Origin of the sequence: Spongiactinospora sp. TRM90649 (genome assembly GCF_029382225.1) — a bacterium.
Taxonomy (GTDB): Bacteria; Actinomycetota; Actinomycetes; order Streptosporangiales; family Streptosporangiaceae; genus Spongiactinospora.
The window spans coordinates 1-18,320 of sequence record NZ_JARLTC010000011.1 but is presented as its reverse complement, the minus strand read 5'-3'; the positions used below and the strand labels follow the sequence as shown (position 1 = coordinate 18,320).

Genomic DNA, 18,320 nt, shown 5'->3' with positions numbered 1-18,320 from the left:
GCCGCCTACTACCTTCCGAACTCAGCAATCCGGTATCGGGAGGTATGCATGCACCGCACGGCACGTCTTGTGCCCATCCTCGCCCTCGCCGCCAGTGGCGTCCTACTTCAGGCGGGAGCCGCGCACGGCGAGCAGTACCAGCGGCCCGCCGTCCAGCCCAAGCCGATCAAGGAGGAGGCGGCCGACACCAAGAGCGAGCAGCGGGCCGTCACGAAGTTCTGGACCCCCGCCAAGATGGAGGCGGCACAGCCGCTCGACCTGCCCGCGCGCAAGTCGTCCGACATGCGGCTGAGCTCCTCGCGGGCCACCGAGCCCACGGGACGGCCGGTCACGATCGCGCCGACCGGCAGGTCGGTCCAGGCCGATACGGACACAGACGCAGGCACGGACACAGACGGCCCCGCCCGGCCCGCGGCGGCCCGCGCCTCGTCCGGCTCTCCGTGGACACGCGGCGGCGCGGTCGCCAAGACCGCCGGACGCGTCTTCTTCACCTACCAGGGCCGCAACGCCTCATGCTCCGGCAGCGCCGTGACCAGCGCGAACAAGAGCGTCGTGATCACCGCCGGGCACTGCGTGAAGATGGGCGGCGAGTTCCACACCAACTGGGTGTTCGTCCCCGGATACGACAAGGGCGAGCGCCCGCTGGGCACGTGGGTGGCCACCACCCTGCTGACCACCCCGCGCTGGAACTCCGGCGAGGACATGAACCACGACGTGGCCGCCGCCGTGGTCGCGCCGCTCGACGGCAAGGCGCTCACCGACGTGGTCGGCGGCCAGGGCATCGCCTTCAACCAGGCCCGCCGCCAGCAGATGCACTCCTTCGGCTACCCGGCGGCCGCCCCCTACGACGGGTCGCGCCTGTTCTACTGTTCCGGCCGGACCTTCGACGACTACCTCATGTCCGAGGACCACGGTCTGACCTGTGACATGACCGGCGGTTCGAGCGGCGGCCCGTGGTTCACCCGCTTCAACGAGACCACCGGCCTCGGCACCCTCAACTCGGTCAACAGCTTCAAGTACAACTTCGCGCCCAACTGGATGTTCGGCCCGTACTTCGGCTCGGAGGCCAAGGCCCTCTACGACGCCGCGCAGCGGACCGACACCATGTGATTCACCTAAAGTAGCGACAAGGACACACGCAGTAGTCCACACTCGGCTCATGACCCCGAACCTCCCCCTGCTCGCGATCGCCACCCTCGTCGCCGGCCTGCTGGGCGGCGGCGGCGCTCCGGACGACACCCCAGTGGAGAACGCGCGGCACCCACGGCCCACCGGCCGTGCCGGCGTCGCCGAACACGCCGCCGCGCGCGGCGCGGCCGAGCAGCGCCGCGTGCTCCGCTACTGGACTCCCCGGCGGATGGCCAGGGCGATCCCCATCGACGTGATCACCGCACTGCGCGATGGAGGGGCGGCCGGGATCCTCGCCGCCGTGTCCGGGCCGGGCTCGGCCGGGCCGGCGCCCACGCGGGCCACATCCGCCGCACGGGCCGCCGCCCCCGGGCGGGCGAGGGCCGTCCTGGTCACCGAGGGGTCCCCATGGGGCTTCGCGGGCTCGGTCACCCGCACCACCGGCCGGGTATTCCTGACCATCGCCGGAGCCGACTTCGTCTGCTCGGCGGGCACGGTCCGCAGCGCCAGCCGCGACCTCGTCGTCACGGCGGGCCACTGTGTCAAGGACGGCGTCGGCGCGTGGGCGCGCAACTGGACCTTCGTGCCCGGCTACTCGGACGGCCACCGCCCCTACGGCGAGTTCACCGCCCGGCGGATGTTCGTGCCCGAGCCGTGGTCGCGGCGCGGCGACGACAGCCACGACCTCGGCATGGTGGCCCTCAACACCAGGCGCGGCCGGCATGTGGCCGACCTGGTGGGCGCGCAGGAGATCGCGTTCAACGGCGGGCGGGGCCAGCGCACCCACGTGTTCGGGTTCCCCGCCGACCCGCCGTACGACGGGCAGCGGCTCGTCTACTGCGCCGGGCCGGTGCGCGCCGACCCGCACGGCCAGACCCACGACCAGGGCCTGCCCTGCGACATGACGGCGGGCTCCAGCGGCGGCCCCTGGTTCAGCCGCTTCGACGAGCGCAGCGGGCGGGGCACGGTGACCTCGGTGAGCAGCTTCAAGTACACCGACGACCAGGCCGTGATGTACGGCCCGTACTTCGGCCGGGCCGCCGAGGAGCTGTACGCCAGGGCGCAGCGGGCATGACCGGCGCGGGCGCCCCGCCGTACGCGGGCCCGTCAGAGGGTCAGGCCGGTGAGCACCATCGTCTTCTCGTAGGTGAAGTCGTCCATGGCCGAGCGCAGGCCCTCGCGCCCGACGCCCGACTGCTTGACGCCGCCGTAGGGCATCTGGTCGGCGCGGTACGACGGCACGTCGCCGATGATCACGCCACCGACCTCCAGCTCCCGGTTGGCCCGGAAGGCCACGTCGAGGGAGCGGGTGAAGACGCCCGCCTGCAGGCCGTACACCGAGTCGTTGACGGCGGCGAACGCCGCCTCGACGTCGGCCACCCGTTGCAGGACCATCACCGGGCCGAAGACCTCCTCGCGGTAGGCCTTGGCGTCGGCGGGCACGTCGGCGAGCACCGTCGGGGCCACGGTGGCGCCCTCGCGGGTGCCCCCGGCGAGCACGCGCCCGCCCGCGGCGACGGCCTCGTCCACCCACTGCTGCACGCGCTCGGCGGCCTCCTCGGAGACCAGCGGCCCGACCTGCGTCTTCTCGTCGGCCGGGTCGCCGGTGACCAGGGCGGCGACGGCGGGCAGCAGCCGCGCCACGAAGTCGTCGTACACGCCGTCCTCGACGATCACCCGCTGCACCGCGATGCAGCTCTGCCCCGCCTGGTAGTTGGCGAAGACCGCCACCCGCGAGGCCGCCCAGTCGAGGTCGGCGTCGGCCAGCACGACGGCGGCTGCGTTGCCGCCCAGCTCCAGGGTGACGTGCTTGCGCGGCACCCGGTCGAGCAGGGCGTAGCCGACCGGGCCCGAGCCGGTGAACGACACCACCGGCAGGCGCGGGTCCTCGACCAGGGTGGACGCGCGCTCGTTGGGCACCGGCAGCACCGAGAACATGCCCTGCGGCAGCGCGGTCTCGGCGAGGATCTCGCCGAGCACGAGCGAGGAGACGGGCGTGGCCGGAGCGGGCTTGACGATCACGGGGGTGCCCACCGCGATGGCCGGGGCGACCTTGTGCGCGACCAGGTTGAGCGGGAAGTTGAACGGGGTGATGGCCAGCACGGGGCCGCGCGGCACGCGGGTGATGTAGGCGACGCGACCGGCGCCGCCCGCGTCGGTGTCCAGGCGCTGGACCTGGCCGCTGTAGCGGCGGGTCTCCTCGGCGGCGAACCGGAACGTGGAGATCGCGCGGTTCACCTCGCCCCTGGCCCACAGCACCGGCTTGCCGTTCTCCCTGCTGATCAGGGTGGCGATCTCGTCGGCCCGCTCGGCGATCCGGCGCGCGACGTGGGCGAGCGCGTCGGCCCGCACGTGCACGGGCAGCGCGGCGGCCTCCTTCCGCACGGCCTCCGCGGCGGCGACGGCCTGCTCGACCTGCTCCGCGCTCGGCACGGAGCAGATGGCGACGACCTCGCCGTCATGGGGATTGGTCACGGTCAGCTCGGCCTCGCCCGTCTCGGGACGGCCGGCGAGCCAGAAGGGGCGCACGTCCATACCTCGACGCTATGACAGGTACAGCGTCCTCGCTTTACTCCAGAGCGCACAATCGGCACCCCTTTCCACACCGTTCCGGATAATGCGCCGAGGGACTTCCTTGAGGCTGTAACGAAATAGGGCTTAAATCAGGATGACTTCGCACGGGACGGTTTGAACCAGCGCGGCCGGGGTTAAGTCAACGTGTGGCGGGTCGCGTGCGGGGCCCCGGAGCGAAAGGGCTGAAGCTCATGACCTCGTCGGCGCCTCGTGGGCTGCAAGGCGCCTACCTACTCGGTGAGCGCACCTCCCATGACGAGCTTCGCACCCGGCTGCTCGACGTCGCCGGCGAACTGCTGCTCACCCAAGGGCCGGACAGCCTGTCGATGCGGCGCATCGCCACCGAGGCCGGGTGCTCGACGACGGTGATCTACACCATGTTCGGCAGCAAGGAAGGGCTCGCGGAGGCGCTTTACCTGGAGGGCTTCGAACGGTTTCGACGCCGTCTGGAGGCCGTCCCCCAGCGCAAGGACCCGTTGGAGTACCTGACCGCCCTCGGGCCCGCGTACCGCGAGGCGTGCCTGTCCGAGCCGGCGTACTACAGCCTGATGTTCGAGAAGGCCATCCCCGGCTTCGAGCCCAGCGAACGCGCCCGCACCCTGGCCAGGGCCGCGCTCAACATCATCGACCGCGTGATCGCCGACTGCATCTCCGCCGGCTACATCATCCCGACCCAGCCGCGAAAGATCGCCGACGCCCTCTGGGCCGCCGCCCAGGGCGCCATCAGCCTAGAACGCGCCGGCCACCTCCGCGACTCCCGCACCTACGACGCCGTCACCACCGCCACCGTCTGCTGCTTTCTCGTCCCCAAAGACTCCTGACCTGACGCCTCGCGAGCGAAGCGAGCGCCATCACAACACTGAGCAGGCGACCCAGAGTTCGGCTCGGGTGGCGGGGTCGTCTATGTCGCGGTCGAGGAGTTCGGCGACCTTGCGCATGCGGTAGCGGAGGGTGTGGCGGTGGATGCCGAGGCGTTGGGCGGCGGCGTCCCAGTGGCCGTTGGCCTCCAGGTAGGCGCGCAGGGAGTCGAGCAGGTCGGCGCGGGTGCCGTATTCGAGGATCGGCGCGAGCAGGGCGGTGGCGAAGGCCCCGGCCGCCGCAGGGTCGAGGAGGGCGAGGAGGCCCTGGCCCGGCAGGGCGGTGTAGCGCATGACGGGAGCCGCGGCGCGGTGGGCCGCGGCCAGGGCGCGTCGGGCCTGATCGACGCCTTCGGTCAGCCGGTCGAACCCGACCGGTTCGCCGACGCCGACCGGGCCGTGCCGTCCGACGGCCTGGATCAGGGCGTCCACCGCGTCCGCCGGGGCGAGCACCACGCACTCGCCGTCGTCGGGCAAAGCCGCCGTGAAGGCGCCCGCCGCCGCGTCCAGCACCTCGTCCAGGCCGCCCCGGGTGGCGAGCGCCACCACCGGCGGTTCCGGCAGCGAGTCGCCCAGCGCCGACAGCGCCGCCCGCGCGCCGGCCCCCTCCCCCGCCAGCAGCAGCCGCAGCACCGCGGACCGGACGCGCCGCTCCGCCTCCGGCTGCTCGGCCCGCTGTTCGAGCGCGAGCGTGAGCAGCGACCCGGCGACGTTCACGACCGTGTGCGCGACCGGTGAGAACACCCGATCGCCGCCCGCCGTGCCGACCGCGAAGTATCCCCGCAGTTTGCCCGCCCCGCCGAGGGCCTGCACGATGATGTGCTCCCCCGGCGTGGACATGGTGAGACTGGCGTGCCTGCCGCGCAATCGCTCCAGTTCCGGCCGCACCCCGCGCACGTGGTCGCCCGCCGCCGCTCCGGCGCTGGCGATGACCGCTCCGCCGTCGTCGAGCAGCGCCGCCCAGCCGCCGATCTCGGCGGCCAGCCTGCGCACCACCTCGCGCATGCCCTCCGGCCGCAGCGCGGCGCGGGTGAGGCGTCCCTGGGCGGCGAAGGCGCGGCTCAGCTCCTCGTACTGCTCGGCCGCCAGCAGTTCGCTGACCGTCTTGCCGATCGCGACGAACGCCGTGTCGCGGGGCACCTCGATGAGCGGCAGCCCGGCGCGTTCCGCCGCCTGGACGAGTTCGTCGGGCATCGCCTCGTGGGTGAGCCCGACGCCGACCCCGAGCCCGGCGACCTCGCGCTCGACGAGCCTGGCGACGTAGGCGGCGGCGGTATCCGGGCGGATCCGCATGCCGGTCGTCAGGACCAGTTCGCCGCCTTCGAGGAAGGGCGTGGGATCTTCGAGTTCGCTGACCGCCACCCAGCGGACGGGCCGGTCGAGGCGATCGGCGCCGACCAGGACGCGCAGGCGCAGTGGCGCTCGCGCGACGAGGCGTCGAAGTGTCGGTGCCACGTGACGTTCTCCCTGCGCCGGGTTGTACTTTCTGGATAACCCGGCTCTGACCAGTGTGCCATAGTGCAGCATCGGCTCTTCGGGGCCCCGCACGTAGCGTCACGGGTATGAGCACCGTCACGCAGGGTGGCCCGGATCTGCCTCAGGAGCGCCGCGTCGTCACCGAGATCCCCGGTCCCCGATCCCGCGAACTGCTGGCCCGCAAGCAGGCCGCCGTACCCGACGGCATCGGCACCACCCTTCCCGTCTTCGTGACCCACGCGGGCGGCGGGGTGGTCGTGGACGCCGACGGCAACTCACTGATCGACTTCGGCTCCGGCATCGCCGTGACCGGCGTCGGCAACGCGAACCCGCGGGTGGCCGAGCGGGTCCGCAAGCAGGTCGGCGACTTCACGCACACCTGTTTCATGGTCACGCCGTACGAGTCGTACGTCGAGGTCTGCGAGAACCTGAACCGGCTGACCCCCGGCGACCACGAGAAGCGCACGTTCCTGGTGAACACCGGGGCCGAGGCGGTGGAGAACGCGATCAAGGTCGCCCGGCACGCGACCGGACGGCAGGCCGTCGTCGTGTTCGACCACGCCTACCACGGCCGCACGCTGCTGACCATGACGCTGACCGCCAAGAACCTGCCCTACAAGCACAGGTTCGGCCCGTTCGCGCCGGAGGTCTACCGGGTGCCGCTGGCGTATCCGTTCCGCTGGCCGTCCGGTCCGGAGAACTGCGCGGAGGAGGCCGCCGCGCAGGCCATCGACATGATCAACAAGCAGATCGGGGCGGAGAACGTGGCCGCCCTGCTGATCGAGCCGATCGCGGGCGAGGGCGGCTTCATCGAGCCCGCCCCTGGCTTCCTGCCCAGGATGGCGGAGTTCGCGAAGGCGAACGGCATCGTGTTCATCGCCGACGAGGTGCAGACCGGGTTCGCCCGGACGGGGGATCTGTTCGCGTGCGAGCGCGAGGGCGTCGTCCCGGACATCGTGACCACGGCCAAGGGCATCGCGGGCGGCCTGCCGCTGGCCGCGGTGACCGGCAGGGCCGAGCTGATGGACAAGGTGCACGTGGGGGGCCTGGGCGGCACCTATGGCGGCAACCCGCTGGCGTGTGAGGCGGCGCTGGCCGTCCTGGAGTCGATCGAGCAGGACGACCTGGTCGGGCGGGCGCGCCGGATCGAGTCGGTGATGCTCCCCCGGCTGCGCGCGATGGCCGAGCAGCATCCGATGATCGGCGACGTCAGGGGCCGGGGCGCGATGATCGCGATCGAGCTGGTCAAGCCGGGGACCAAGGAGCCCGACCCCGAGGCGACGGGCCGGGTCCTGGCTCGCTGCCACGCCGAGGGCCTGCTCGCGCTGACGGCGGGCACCTACGGCAACGTGCTCCGTTTCCTTCCGCCGCTGGTCATCCCGGACGAGTTGCTGGAAGAGGGGCTGAACATCCTGGAGAAGGCACTCGGCGAAGACTAATTCCTGCAAATAGGGCATCCGGCTTATGCCGGGTGTCCTATTTTGTTGTCATACGGCAAGCGTGACGCCGGTGATTTAACCGCACCTTGACGCCCGATTAGGCGATCAGTGAGCGAGACAGGGTTATAACGGTTCCGGTATGACACTGGCGATCACTTCGGGGAGCGTGATGGACGGAGATCCGACCGCGACGGCACGGATCGTGACGACGTTCGACCCGGATGGTCTGACGTCCGCTCAGCGCTACGGCGACGCCTGCGTGGTATGCCACAAGAAGTGGCCCAGGCCGCGCGTGCGCGTCGGCCGATTGCCGGACGACACGGCCGTGCTCGCCTGCGACGACTGCGCCGAGGCGCTCACACCGCCGACGGGCCTGTGCCCGTTTCCCGGCCGCCGCCGCGCCGCGTATTCCTGAACGCCTGTAATGCGGGTTTCCGGCCGCCCGCATCTCGCGGATCGCGACCTGCCAGAAACCCGGGAAACCCGGGAAATGCGACAAATGGGTTAGTTCACTCGTTCGACCAGGCGGTTCAGTCCACCAGTTCACGCCAGCGTCTTTCCCATTCGGTGTAGTCGGTGCACCCGGACTTGCCCTTCGTGCCGCAGTCGCGCGCCGGGCGCGTCGCGAACACCACCTTGTCCAGCCAGTCGTCGTCGCCGACCCGGTACGCCGAGCAGACCCGGCCGGCCCGGCCCGTGCACGCCTTGGGATTGGCAGGGGCCTTGCCGTTCCAGGCGGCGGCGTCGCGCTGCACGCTCGCCCCGCTCATCCACTCCAGCCACCGGTAGGCGCACCCGGGATGCTGGGCGTTGGCCGACAGCATCCACGCGTCGGCCCGGCCGGTCGCGGGGTCGGCTGAGGCCGGTCGCACCGGACGGCCCGCCCTGCGCAGCAGGCTGAGCACGTAGGGAGAGGTCTGCGCCACCGAGACGGCCCCGGCGGCGAAGCCGGAGACCACGTCGAGAGGGTCGGTCCAGTACTCCCGCCCATCGCCGTCGCGCTCGGCCAGCAACGCCGTCGCCCGGTCGAGCTGCGCGGGGGTGAGCTGGAACGGGTCGTCGATGTCGAGGTCGGGGTCGTCCTTCTTCAGGGCGAGCGCGGCCGTCGCCAGGCTGAGCGGATCGTCCTCGACGGCGGACGTCTTCGCGCCGAACAGCCCGGACAGCCCACGCGGCCGGGGCTCGCGGGTGTCATGACCGAGCTGGGCGACCTCCCACAGGAACGGCACGCCGTAGACCTTGCCGTCGCGGTCGTAGGCGGGCAGCGTGCGCAGCCGCTTGGGCATGTCGCCGTACCGGGGCAGCAGCGCGGTGTCGATCGCGCCCGCCTTCCCCTCGGCGATCAGCCGCCCCGCGGCCTCCGGCGAGGCCGCCACCACGTCGTACGACCCGGCGTCGTACGCCTTGTGCAGTTCCTCGGCGTTACGCACATGATCGAGCCTGGTGACCCGGCAGCCGGTCTTCTTCTCGAACGGCCCCACCCAGTTGACCTTCGGGTCGCTGCCGCCCCACTCGGCGTATCCCCTGTGGGAGAGCACGGTGAGGATGCCCTCCCCCTCACTGATCGACGGCGTGGGGGACGGAGAAGGCGTCGGGGTCCGGGTCGGCGCCACCGCCGTCACACCCACCGCGGGCCGGGCCGCGCTCTCGGCCCCCGCCCCCGTACAGGCCCCCAACGCCAGCCCCCCGGCGCACACGAACGCCCCCATTCGCCTGCCACGTCTCACCGGAGCCCCTCCCACCGCCTATTGAGCGCGAGCCTACCGGCCCCACCCACCCTTTCCACGCCACCTGCCTGTGGGGGCCGCCTTCCTATGCGGTCGCGTTGACGCGTTCCAAGGCGGTGATGATGATGTCCAGGCCCTCCTCCGCCTCCTCCACGGTGAGGGGCAGGGGCGGGGCCATGCGGATCACGTTGCCGTGCAGGCCGCCCTTGCCCGCGAGAAGGCCGACCTTCTTGGACTCCTCCATGAAGGCTGCGGCCAGAGCCGGGGCGGGGGCGCCGGTGGTGGGGTCGGCCAGGTCTAGGGCGAAAGTCAGGCCGCGGCCACGAACGTCGGCGACGATCGGCGAACGGGCGGCGGCCTCGCGGACCTCGGGCACGTCGTAGCCGATCATGTTGGTCAGGATGCCCGCGAAGAAGTCCGGGTAGCCGTTGCCGTCGGCGTCCACGACCCGGTTTCCCTTGCCGCGAGCGATCTCGATGGGGTGTGCGAGTTCAGTGCCATCCAGGTCGGCATGACCGCCCGATGGCGCGCGAGAAGGTCAGACATGTACCGACTATGCGCTGTATGTGCTGTATGTGCTTACCCGTATCTCGCCCCCCTAGGGGATGTCCCCTGCACCTGACGGTGGACGGGAAATCCCCTAGGAGTACTTCGCGGGACGCACCCAAGGTGCATCCTCTCGGGCGACGACCGCGAGGGCCTGCCTCCAGCACCATCGAAGTGTCGATGAGCACGACCGCGAATGACGCCGGAGACACGAAAGAGGACATCATGACCGTCACCATCGAGCAGCGCCCCGAGGTCCACGACGGCCCGCCCAAGCTCGGCCCCGAGGAACTGCGCGCCGCCCAGCGCCGCACGCTGGACTCCCCCCGCATGAAGTACGGCCTGCTGGCCAAGATGATGTTCCTGCCGGTGGACCTGATGTACGGCAAGCGCGGCTCCTACACCAAGTTCGCGATGCTGGAGATCATCGCCCGCGTGCCGTACCAGGCGTGGGAGCGGATGGGCTACTGGGCGCTGCATCGCCATCGCGGCACCTCCACACTGGCCAAGCGGGTGGTCGGGCGGATCGTCGAGGCCCGCTCGGACCAGGACAACGAGCAGTTCCACCTGCTGATCATGCAGGACCTGGTGCAGCGGGGCGGTCACCGGCAGAACTGGCTGCTGCACCGGGCCGCGCCGTGGGCGATCAGCTTCTTCTACTACCACGTGTCCTGGCTGCTGTTCCTGGTCAAGCCGGAGCTGAGCTACCGGCTCAACGCGGAGTTCGAGGACCACGCCGAGCACGAGTACATGAACTTCGTGGCCGAGAACCCCGAGCTGGAGTTCCAGCCCGCCCCGGGCACCTACGCCGCCGAGTACGGGCACTACGCCTCGGTGGCCGACCTGCTGCGGCAGATCGGCCACGACGAGCGGGTGCACAAGCTGGACAGCCTGGCCAACCTGCCGGCCCCGCGGTTCCACCAGTCCCGCGCGTGACAGCCCGAACGGGGGGACGGCCCGCTCAGACAGGCGCCTGCGTCGGCCGCTCCGGATCTCCGATCCGGTCCGGCGGCTCCGCCGTCGGCCGGATCGTACGGCGGAGCACCAGCCCCGCCACCAGCGCGGCGGCCACGCAGCTCGCCGTCCCCACCCACGACCCGAAGGACAACGCCGAGACGAAGGACCCGCGCGCGGCCTCGGCCAGCGCCGGGTCCGCGAGGGCGAGCGCCCCGGCGATGGAGGAGCGGGCCGCCTCGGGCGCGTCCGGCGGCATGCCCCCGGCGTACACCCCGGCGAGCACGCTGCCCAGCACCGCGACGCTGAGCGCCATGCCCACCTGCTGGACGGTGTCGTTCAGCGCGGAGCCCACCCCGGCCCGCTCGGGCGGCACCGCCCCCATGAGCGTGGCGTAGGCGGACGGCCCGGCCAGGCCGCCGCCGACGCCCATCACGATCAATGCGGTGATCATGGTGCCGTAGCCGTCCACCGGCCCGACGAAGGACAGCACGAGGAACCCGGCCCCCATCACGGTCAGCCCGGTGACGATCAGCAGCCGGTTGCTCACCTTCTGCCCGAGGCCCGCGCCGACCGCGTTGAAGACCGCCCCCGCCACCGCGTAGGGCACCAGAGCGACCCCGGCCTCAAGCGGCGAGTAGCCCAGCACGAACTGCAGGTACTGGGTGAGCATGAGCAGCAGCGCGCCCGAGCCGAACGAGATCAGCACGATCGAGAACGACGAACCGCTGAAGTCGCGGTCGCGGAAGAGTTCGAGCGGCAGCATCGGATGCTCGGCCCGCGTCTCCCACACCACGAACCCGCCCAGCGCCAGGACCGCGACGGCCATCGCGGCCAGCGAGCCGGGCGTGGTCCAGCCCGCGTGCGGCCCGGAGATCACCACGTAGACCAGCGCGGCCATCCCGCTGGTGGACAGCAGCACGCCGAGCGGGTCGATCCGCCGGGCGGGGCCCCGCGTCTCGGGCATCAGCAGCACGGCGGCGATCACCGCGACCACGGCGACCGGCACGTTGATCAGGAAGACCGAGCCCCACCAGTAGTGCTCCAGCAGGAACCCGCCGAGGGTCGGCCCGGCGATGACGCCGAGCATCGCGACCGCGCTCCACCCGGCGATGGCCTTGCGGCGCTCGTCTTCGTCGAAGACGGTGATCAGGATCGACAGGGTGCTCGGCATCAGGATCGAGCCGCCGACGCCCATCAGCGCGCGAGCGGCGATGAGGTGCCAGGGCTCCACGGCGAGCGTGGCGAGCGCGGACGCGCCGCCGAACACCACCAGGCCGATGATCAGGAAGCGGCGCCTGCCATATCGGTCGGACAGGCTGCCGGAGGTCAGCAGGAGACCGGCGAAGACCAGGACATACGCGTCGATGATCCATTGGATGTCGCCATTGGTCGCCCCGAGGTCGCGCATCAGCGCGGGGATCGCGAGGTTGAGGACGGTGTTGTCCACCACCAGGACCAGCAGACTCAGGCAGAGCACCGCGAGGATCCACCAGCGTCTGGGGTCGCGCCGGCCCCCGTCTCGTACAGTGTTCGATTCCACTCGCACAGCGTACGATAATCTCGAACAGTGTGCGACCCCGTTTAGACTCGACGTAGCAGAAAGGGGGACCGGTGCCCGCGAAACCGCAGTACACCTCCATCTGGGCCAGGGAGGCGGCCGAGAAGTCACAGCAGAGCAGGTCCCCCGGGAAAGACCAGCCGAGCCGCCGGCAGATCGTCCGTGCCACCATCGAGCTGCTCGACGCCGAGGGCGGCGAGGCGCTCAGCATGCGCCGCCTGGGCGCCAAGCTGGGCATGGGCGCGACCTCGATCTACTGGTACGTCGCCAACAAGACCGAACTGCTCGACCTGGCCCTGGACGAGGTGTTCGGCGAGATCGCGGTCCCCGAGAGCGCCTCGCTCGACTGGCGCGAGGCCACCAGCGTGTTCGCGCACAGCCTGCGCCGCGCGCTGATGCGCCACGCCTGGGCCACCCAACTGCTGGGCGGGCGGCCCAACCTCGGGCCGAACGCGCTGCGCGTGGCCGAGCGGATGAGCGTCATCTTCCACGACGCCGGCTTCCGCCGGCTCGACGTCGACTTCGGGGTCACCACGGTGATCGCCTACGTGATGGGCCTGACCTCGGCCGACTCCGCCTGGCGCGACGGCGTGGCCGGTTCCGGCATGACCCAGGAGGAGTGGACGGCCGAGCACGAGCCCGCCATCGCCCTGGGCCTGGCCGACCATCCCCGGCTGCGCGAACTGTGGGAGGAGCGCGAGCTCTGCGCCGATTCCGCCACCGTGCTGGAGAGCCGCTTCGACTACGGTCTCGCATGCGTGCTGGACGGCCTGGAGACCCGCCGTTCCCGGCCGAATACGGCCCGCACTCTGTAAGCCGGGAGCGCGCCTGTTTTACACCGTGATCAGATAGTGTCATCAAGTGCTCCCTACCATCGCCGACGTCCTGGCCTTGGAGCCCGTGCGCCGTGGCAACCCCACGGTCGTGGCCGGTGCGGACCGTCTGGACACCCGCGTCCGCTGGGTGCACGTGGGCGAGGTCACCGACATCGCCCCGCTGTTACGCGGTGGTGAGCTCGTGCTCACCACCGGCGTCGCGCTGCCCGAGGAGCCCGAGCGGCTGGCCGACTTCGTCGCCACGCTGGCGGAGGTCGGCGCGTCCGGCCTGATCGTGGAGCTGGGCCGCCGGTTTCTCACCGAACTCCCCCGAAACGTCGTCAAAGCCGCCGAGGAACACGGCCTGCCGCTGATCACCCTCGGGCGGGCGACCCCGTTCGTGCAGATCACCGAGTCGGTCCACGCACGGATCATCGACATCCAGCTTGAGGAGCTGCGCGCGTCCGAGCACCTGCACGAGGTGTTCACCGAGCTGTCGGTGGAGGGGGCTTCCCCCGCCCAGGTGCTCAGCCAGGTCGCCCGCATCTCCGGCCGTCCCGTGCTGCTGGAGAACCTGGCCCACCAGGTGCTCGCCTGCGAGAGCGCGGGCCGCGACACCGGCACCCTGCTGGCGAGCTGGGAGACCCGTTCCCGGGCGGTCGCGCCCGCCGCGCGCACCGCCTACGACGCGACCTCCGGCTGGCTCGTGGTCACGGTCGGCGCGCGCGGACAAGACTGGGGGCGGCTCATCCTGTTCTGCGAGGAGCGTCCTGGGCCGCGTGACATCGTGCTCGCCGAGCGCGCCGCGACCACGCTCGCCCTCGGCCGCCTGCTGGAACGCCACCAGCAGAGCCTGGAGCGCCACGCGCACGGCTCGATCATCACCGGCATCCTCACCCACGCCTACGCCGACCCCGACGAGGCCGCCGCCCGCGCCCGCGCCGTCGGGGTGCCGCTCACCGGCCGCAAGCTGATCAGCCTGGTGCTGCGGCTCACCGAGGCGGGCGGCACCGCGCTGGACGGCCAGGCCAAGCTCGGCGAGCTGGCAGAGGCCACCGCCACCGCCTGCCGCGACGCCAAACTGCCCGCCCTGGTGGGCACCCTCGACGAGGACAAGGTGGCGGTGCTGCTCCCCTTACCCCCGCGTGGGGTGGCGGAGAGCGCGCTGACCTCGATGGCCGACCGCCTGCGCGCCGCCTTCAGCCCCACCTTCGTCCTGGCCGCCGGGTCCACGGTCGAGTCGCTCAAAGACGTGCGGCGCAGCTTCCTGGAGGCCGAACAGGTCGCCGACGTCGCCGTCCGCCAGCCCGATGGGCGTGTCTTCTACCGCCTGCCCGACCTGCGCCTGCGCGGCCTGCTCCACCTGCTGCGCGACGACGCCCGGCTGCAGACCTTCGCCGAGCGGGAACTCGCCGCCCTGCTCGCCCACGACGCCCATCGCGGCGGCGACCTGACCCGCATCCTGCGCGTCTATCTCGACGCGGGCCGCAACAAGGCGGTGGCCGCCCAGCGGGCGCATCTGTCCAGGCCCGCCTTCTACGACCGGCTGCGCCGTCTGGAGCGGGTTCTGGACATCGATCTCGACGACGTCGAGTCCTGTCTGTCACTGCACGTGGCCCTGCTGGCATTGGAGTCGTTCCGGCGGGAACCCCGCTGAGCACGGCGATGTGGTTGCTTATCAGTGGTGTGACATACCTATCTTGATGTTTCTGGCGTGTTCCGCTGACTTTCGGGCTCAGAGATCGGCACCATGGTTGACCGACGATCATCGCCCTCAGTGAATTTGCGCCGGAGACAACATCATGACGCGTCGTTTCATCGTCGGCCTGTCGGCCGCCACCGTTCTCGTGGTCGCCGCCGTACCGGCCGCCTCTGCGGCGCCCGTGTCCGCGAGTTTCCCGGGGGGCAGATTCCCGCTCGGGCTCCAGGGGGTCCCAGCCCGCGATCGCGCCGCCGTCGCGCCGGGGATCGACCTGTTCAAGATCCGATACGGCAAGGCCACGGAGGGCTGGGCGGTCACCGTCCTCATGCCGAACGGCCGCGACCACGGCACCCAGGCCGACGCCGACGCCAAGGCGATCGAGGTCCAGGAGGCCGGGGAGTCGCCCAGCGTCCTGCGGTTCATCCGCCCCGGCGTGGCCGACGACCCGGAGCGGGAGTACTTCGCGGTCCGCGTCGGCGTGTGGCCGTTCAAGCAGCGGGCCAAGGCCGACAAGATGGTGGCCAAGCTGAAGAAGGCCGGCGTCCGCGCCAAGACCGACTACCTCGGCGACGACGGCTTCGACACCACCGGCCCGTGGAACATGAACGTGCTGATGGTGAACGGCAGGACCTTCCGTGGCAACTACGTGGCGAGCGTCGGCAAGAGCGTGGCCAAGCGGGAGACCACCTCGGCGATGTCCAAGCAGGTCAAGGCGATCGCGGGGGTCAACGGCGGCTTCTTCAACATCCACACCCCCAAGAACCTCCAGGGCGACCCGATGGGCGTCTCCGTGGTGGGCGGCAAGCTGCTCAGCGAGGCCGTGCCCGGCCGTAGTGCGCTGATCCTCAACGGGCGCTCGGCGCGAATCACCGAGCTGAAGACCCAGCTCACGGCGGTCGGCAGTGACGGCGCCAACGAGGTCCAGGGCATCAACCGGGCGGCGGGGGCCGGCGAGCTGGTCGCCTACACCGAGGAGTTCGGGCAGAAGACCCCCGCCAACGGCGGCTCCGAGGCGGTCGTGGACCTCGCCACCGGCACCGTGGTCAAGGTCCGCCAGGCGGGCGGCGCGGTGCCGCGCGGCACGTGGGTCCTGCACGGCAGCGGAGACTCGGCCGCCTGGATCAACGAGCACGCCTGGGCGGAGTGGAAGCTCAGCCTGGAGACCAAGGTCATCGACCTGCGCACCGGCAAGGCGGTCCCGCTCACCCCGCAGACCCACATCATCGGCGGCAGCGTCGGCCTGGTCAGGAACGGCAACATCAACATCACCGCCAAGGCCAACGGCCACGCGTCGGTCAACATGATCCTGCGCCGCCACCCGCGCACCATGGCGGGCGTCACCCGCTCGGGCGGCCTCGTGCTGGCCACCGTGGACGGCCGCAGGCCCGGCGAGACCGTGGGCGCGTCGATGGTGGAGGCGGCCCAGCTCATGCGCTGGCTGGGCGCCAAGAACGCGATCAACCTGGACGGCGGCGGCTCCACCGCGATGGTCGTCCGGCACCGCGTCGTCAACCGGCCCTCCGACGGCCGCGAGCGCACCGTGGGCGACGGCCTCTACATCACCCGCTGACCGGCCTCGCCGACCGCCAGGCAGAACGAGCCCGCTCCCGGACCGGGGGCGGGCTTCTTCATGCCACTCAGCATCTCTTTATGGCATAAGGTATCGTTCAGGGCTCATTCCTTTATGCCATAAATAGATCGATATCGACGGAGGACGACCATGTCGGAAGCGACCCTGCACGACGGAAGCACCATCTCGATCGAGGTCCACGGAACCGGACCCGCCCTGCTCCTGCCCATCGACCCCCGGCCCGTCGAGGGCCCGCGCGCCGAGGAGATGCGCGCCTGGGGCACCGACCCCGCCCTGGGACGCAGCTTCATCGACGGACTCGCCGACGCCTTCCAGGTGATCGCCTTCGGCTATGAGAACCACGTGCTGGAGAACCCCAAGCCGGACACGCTGACGCCCGCCAACATCGCCGCCGACCTGCTCGCCGTCGCCGACGCGGTGGGAGCCAAGCGGTTCGCCTACTACGGCTACTCGTGGCTGGCGCTCAGCGGCCTGCAACTGGCGATGCGGACCGACCGGCTGTCCGGGCTGGTCATGGGCGGATTCCCGCCGCTCGGCGGGCCGTACGCGCCGATGCTCCGGGTCACCCAGGTGACGTACGACATGTCGGGCGGCACGGCCCAGAGCACGACCCCGTCCGCGCCCGCACGCGACGACACCGGCGAGTACGACTGGGACTCCGCCGACGTCACCCTGACGCGGGACCAGGCCCAGCAGTTCCTCACCCTCTACGAGGGCCTGCGCGACTTCGACGACCGAGCCGCGCAGGCCCAGATCACCTGCCCACGCCTGTGCTTCGCCGGCTCGGCCGACGAGATCGCCTACTCCGAACGCTGGGGCGGCGTCCACGTCAGCATCGGCGGCGAACTGGCCCGCCACCGCACCGAACTGGAAGCACTCGGCTGGGAGGTCCGCCTCCTGGACGGCCTAGACCACTCCAAGGCCATGCAGGCGGCAACCGTCCTGCCGATCATCCGCCCCTGGCTTCTCACCACCACCGGCTGACCCGCGTCAGCAGGTGGCGCTCCCGGTCGTGACGGCGTAGCGCCGTCGCGACCGGGAGCGCCCTCGGCGTCCTCGTCCGCCTCGTCAATCGGTCCGGTTGCGGAGGCTCCTGCCGGCGAGCCCGGGGAGGCGGCGAGTGCGGCTGGTGCCGCCCGATGCCGGGCCTGCGACGACCCCGGTGTCATTGCTGCTGTTCATGGCGTCCTTCATCATTCGGTGACTGGCGCAGGGGTGTGTTGAGTGGCAAGAGAGGGCGCTTGCCTTGGGGGTGACGATGCGCACCCTCGCCGTACGACGGCCGGGGTTCCGCACCGCGACTACTCCGTGCCGCGATGGTCAGCGGCTCGTACGCGCCCTCCGGCGCCCGCCAGTGGTAGAAGGCGACGGCGGGCTGCCGGTTCATGGAGGTGAGGACGGCGCGCAGGTCCTTCATGCCCGCGAAGCCGTGAACGACCCAGTCGTTCACCACCGCGTCGCGGCCGACGAACAAGCCCGGCGTGGGCGGCATCGAGCCGCGGACGTCGTCCCGCAGCAGCGCGGCGAGCCGGTCGATGTCCGTGGCCACGCTGGCGTCGGTAAAGCTGCGCAAGCTCGTCGAGCAGCCGGTCCGGGTACGGCCGCAGCCACAGCACCTCGCCGCCGGTCGCGGGCTCCGGACGGCACTTGGCGAGCAGGTCCAGGCAGGCGTTGGTGGCGATCCCGTACAGCCAGACCAGGAACGTCGACCGCCCCGCGAAGGTCTCTCGCCGCCGCCAGGCGCGGAGGAACGTCTCCTGCACGGTGTCCTCGGCATCCTCGAACGACCCGAGCATCCGGTAGCAGTGCACGTGACGACGTGCGGCCAACAAAAAAAGGGAGGGGCTCCCAGCGCCGAAGCGCGGGAACCCCTCCCCTTCATATTCAAAGATCGTGCGGCGGCGACCTACTCTCCCACACCGTCCCCAGTGCAGTACCATCGGCGCAGGC

Annotated in this window: 16 protein-coding genes and 1 pseudogene; 10 read left to right on the top strand and 7 right to left on the bottom strand. The window is 71.1% G+C overall.

Annotated features, from left to right (window positions below; all coding sequences use genetic code 11):
- Positions 1–48: 48 nt before the first annotated feature.
- A complete protein-coding gene (locus tag P3X83_RS15170; RefSeq protein ID WP_277305690.1) occupies positions 49–1,110 on the top strand; it encodes a peptidase in 1,062 nt (353 codons plus the stop codon).
- 49 nt (positions 1,111–1,159) lie between these two features.
- Positions 1,160–2,203, top strand: coding sequence for a trypsin-like peptidase domain-containing protein (locus P3X83_RS15165; RefSeq protein WP_277305689.1), 1,044 nt, complete (start codon positions 1,160–1,162; stop codon positions 2,201–2,203).
- 32 nt (positions 2,204–2,235) lie between these two features.
- Here P3X83_RS15165 and P3X83_RS15160 read toward each other — a convergent pair whose 3' ends face one another.
- Positions 2,236–3,663, bottom strand: a complete 1,428-nt coding sequence (locus P3X83_RS15160) for an aldehyde dehydrogenase family protein (protein ID WP_277305688.1) — start codon at positions 3,661–3,663, stop codon at positions 2,236–2,238.
- A 230-nt stretch (positions 3,664–3,893) separates the two neighbouring features.
- Here P3X83_RS15160 and P3X83_RS15155 point away from each other — a divergent pair, with 230 nt between their 5' ends.
- Positions 3,894–4,523, top strand: a complete 630-nt coding sequence (locus P3X83_RS15155) for a TetR/AcrR family transcriptional regulator (RefSeq protein ID WP_277305687.1) — start codon at positions 3,894–3,896, stop codon at positions 4,521–4,523.
- A gap of 30 nt (positions 4,524–4,553) precedes the next feature.
- Here P3X83_RS15155 and P3X83_RS15150 read toward each other — a convergent pair whose 3' ends face one another.
- Complete coding sequence (locus P3X83_RS15150; RefSeq protein WP_277305686.1) at positions 4,554–6,014, bottom strand: PucR family transcriptional regulator; 1,461 nt, start codon at positions 6,012–6,014, stop codon at positions 4,554–4,556.
- Between the two features lie 107 nt (positions 6,015–6,121).
- On the opposite strand from P3X83_RS15150, the gene gabT reads away from it, so the two are divergent.
- Positions 6,122–7,474, top strand: coding sequence for a 4-aminobutyrate--2-oxoglutarate transaminase (gabT, locus tag P3X83_RS15145; RefSeq protein WP_277305685.1), 1,353 nt, complete (start codon positions 6,122–6,124; stop codon positions 7,472–7,474).
- 169 nt (positions 7,475–7,643) lie between these two features.
- On the top strand, positions 7,644–7,889 hold the full coding sequence (locus P3X83_RS15140; protein ID WP_277305903.1) for a hypothetical protein: 246 nt from the start codon (positions 7,644–7,646) through the stop codon (positions 7,887–7,889).
- Positions 7,890–8,004: 115 nt separating this feature from the next.
- On the opposite strand, the gene P3X83_RS15135 is transcribed toward P3X83_RS15140, so the two are convergent.
- Both P3X83_RS15135 and P3X83_RS15130 read right to left on the bottom strand, forming a co-directional pair.
- Positions 8,005–9,201 carry an extracellular solute-binding protein gene (locus P3X83_RS15135; RefSeq protein ID WP_277305684.1) on the bottom strand — a complete coding sequence of 399 codons (1,197 nt, stop codon included), beginning with the start codon at positions 9,199–9,201 and terminating at the stop codon, positions 8,005–8,007.
- 85 nt (positions 9,202–9,286) lie between these two features.
- Positions 9,287–9,646 carry an aminotransferase class III-fold pyridoxal phosphate-dependent enzyme gene (locus P3X83_RS15130; protein ID WP_346742714.1) on the bottom strand — a complete coding sequence of 120 codons (360 nt, stop codon included), beginning with the start codon at positions 9,644–9,646 and terminating at the stop codon, positions 9,287–9,289.
- A 281-nt stretch (positions 9,647–9,927) separates the two neighbouring features.
- On the opposite strand from P3X83_RS15130, the gene P3X83_RS15125 reads away from it, so the two are divergent.
- Positions 9,928–10,683, top strand: coding sequence for an alternative oxidase (locus tag P3X83_RS15125; RefSeq protein WP_277305683.1), 756 nt, complete (start codon positions 9,928–9,930; stop codon positions 10,681–10,683).
- A gap of 25 nt (positions 10,684–10,708) precedes the next feature.
- Here P3X83_RS15125 and P3X83_RS15120 read toward each other — a convergent pair whose 3' ends face one another.
- Complete coding sequence (locus P3X83_RS15120; RefSeq protein WP_277305682.1) at positions 10,709–12,244, bottom strand: MFS transporter; 1,536 nt, start codon at positions 12,242–12,244, stop codon at positions 10,709–10,711.
- Positions 12,245–12,315: 71 nt separating this feature from the next.
- Between P3X83_RS15120 and P3X83_RS15115 the strand changes: the two genes are divergently transcribed.
- The 4 genes from P3X83_RS15115 to P3X83_RS15100 all read left to right on the top strand — a co-directional run bounded on the left by P3X83_RS15115 (position 12,316) and on the right by P3X83_RS15100 (position 17,354).
- Entirely contained in the window at positions 12,316–13,077 is a 762-nt protein-coding gene (locus tag P3X83_RS15115; protein WP_277305681.1) for a TetR/AcrR family transcriptional regulator, read from the top strand.
- Between the two features lie 46 nt (positions 13,078–13,123).
- Entirely contained in the window at positions 13,124–14,734 is a 1,611-nt protein-coding gene (locus P3X83_RS15110) for a PucR family transcriptional regulator (RefSeq protein ID WP_277305680.1), read from the top strand.
- A gap of 145 nt (positions 14,735–14,879) precedes the next feature.
- Positions 14,880–16,349, top strand: a complete 1,470-nt coding sequence (locus tag P3X83_RS15105; protein WP_277305679.1) for a phosphodiester glycosidase family protein — start codon at positions 14,880–14,882, stop codon at positions 16,347–16,349.
- Positions 16,350–16,499: 150 nt separating this feature from the next.
- Positions 16,500–17,354, top strand: a complete 855-nt coding sequence (locus P3X83_RS15100) for an alpha/beta hydrolase (RefSeq protein WP_277305678.1) — start codon at positions 16,500–16,502, stop codon at positions 17,352–17,354.
- A gap of 181 nt (positions 17,355–17,535) precedes the next feature.
- On the opposite strand, the gene P3X83_RS15095 is transcribed toward P3X83_RS15100, so the two are convergent.
- Positions 17,536–17,919 carry a hypothetical protein gene (locus P3X83_RS15095; protein WP_277305914.1) on the bottom strand — a complete coding sequence of 128 codons (384 nt, stop codon included), beginning with the start codon at positions 17,917–17,919 and terminating at the stop codon, positions 17,536–17,538.
- A gap of 157 nt (positions 17,920–18,076) precedes the next feature.
- Positions 18,077–18,166, bottom strand: a pseudogene (locus tag P3X83_RS15090) (sigma factor); the annotation flags it as partial.
- Positions 18,167–18,320: the final 154 nt, after the last annotated feature.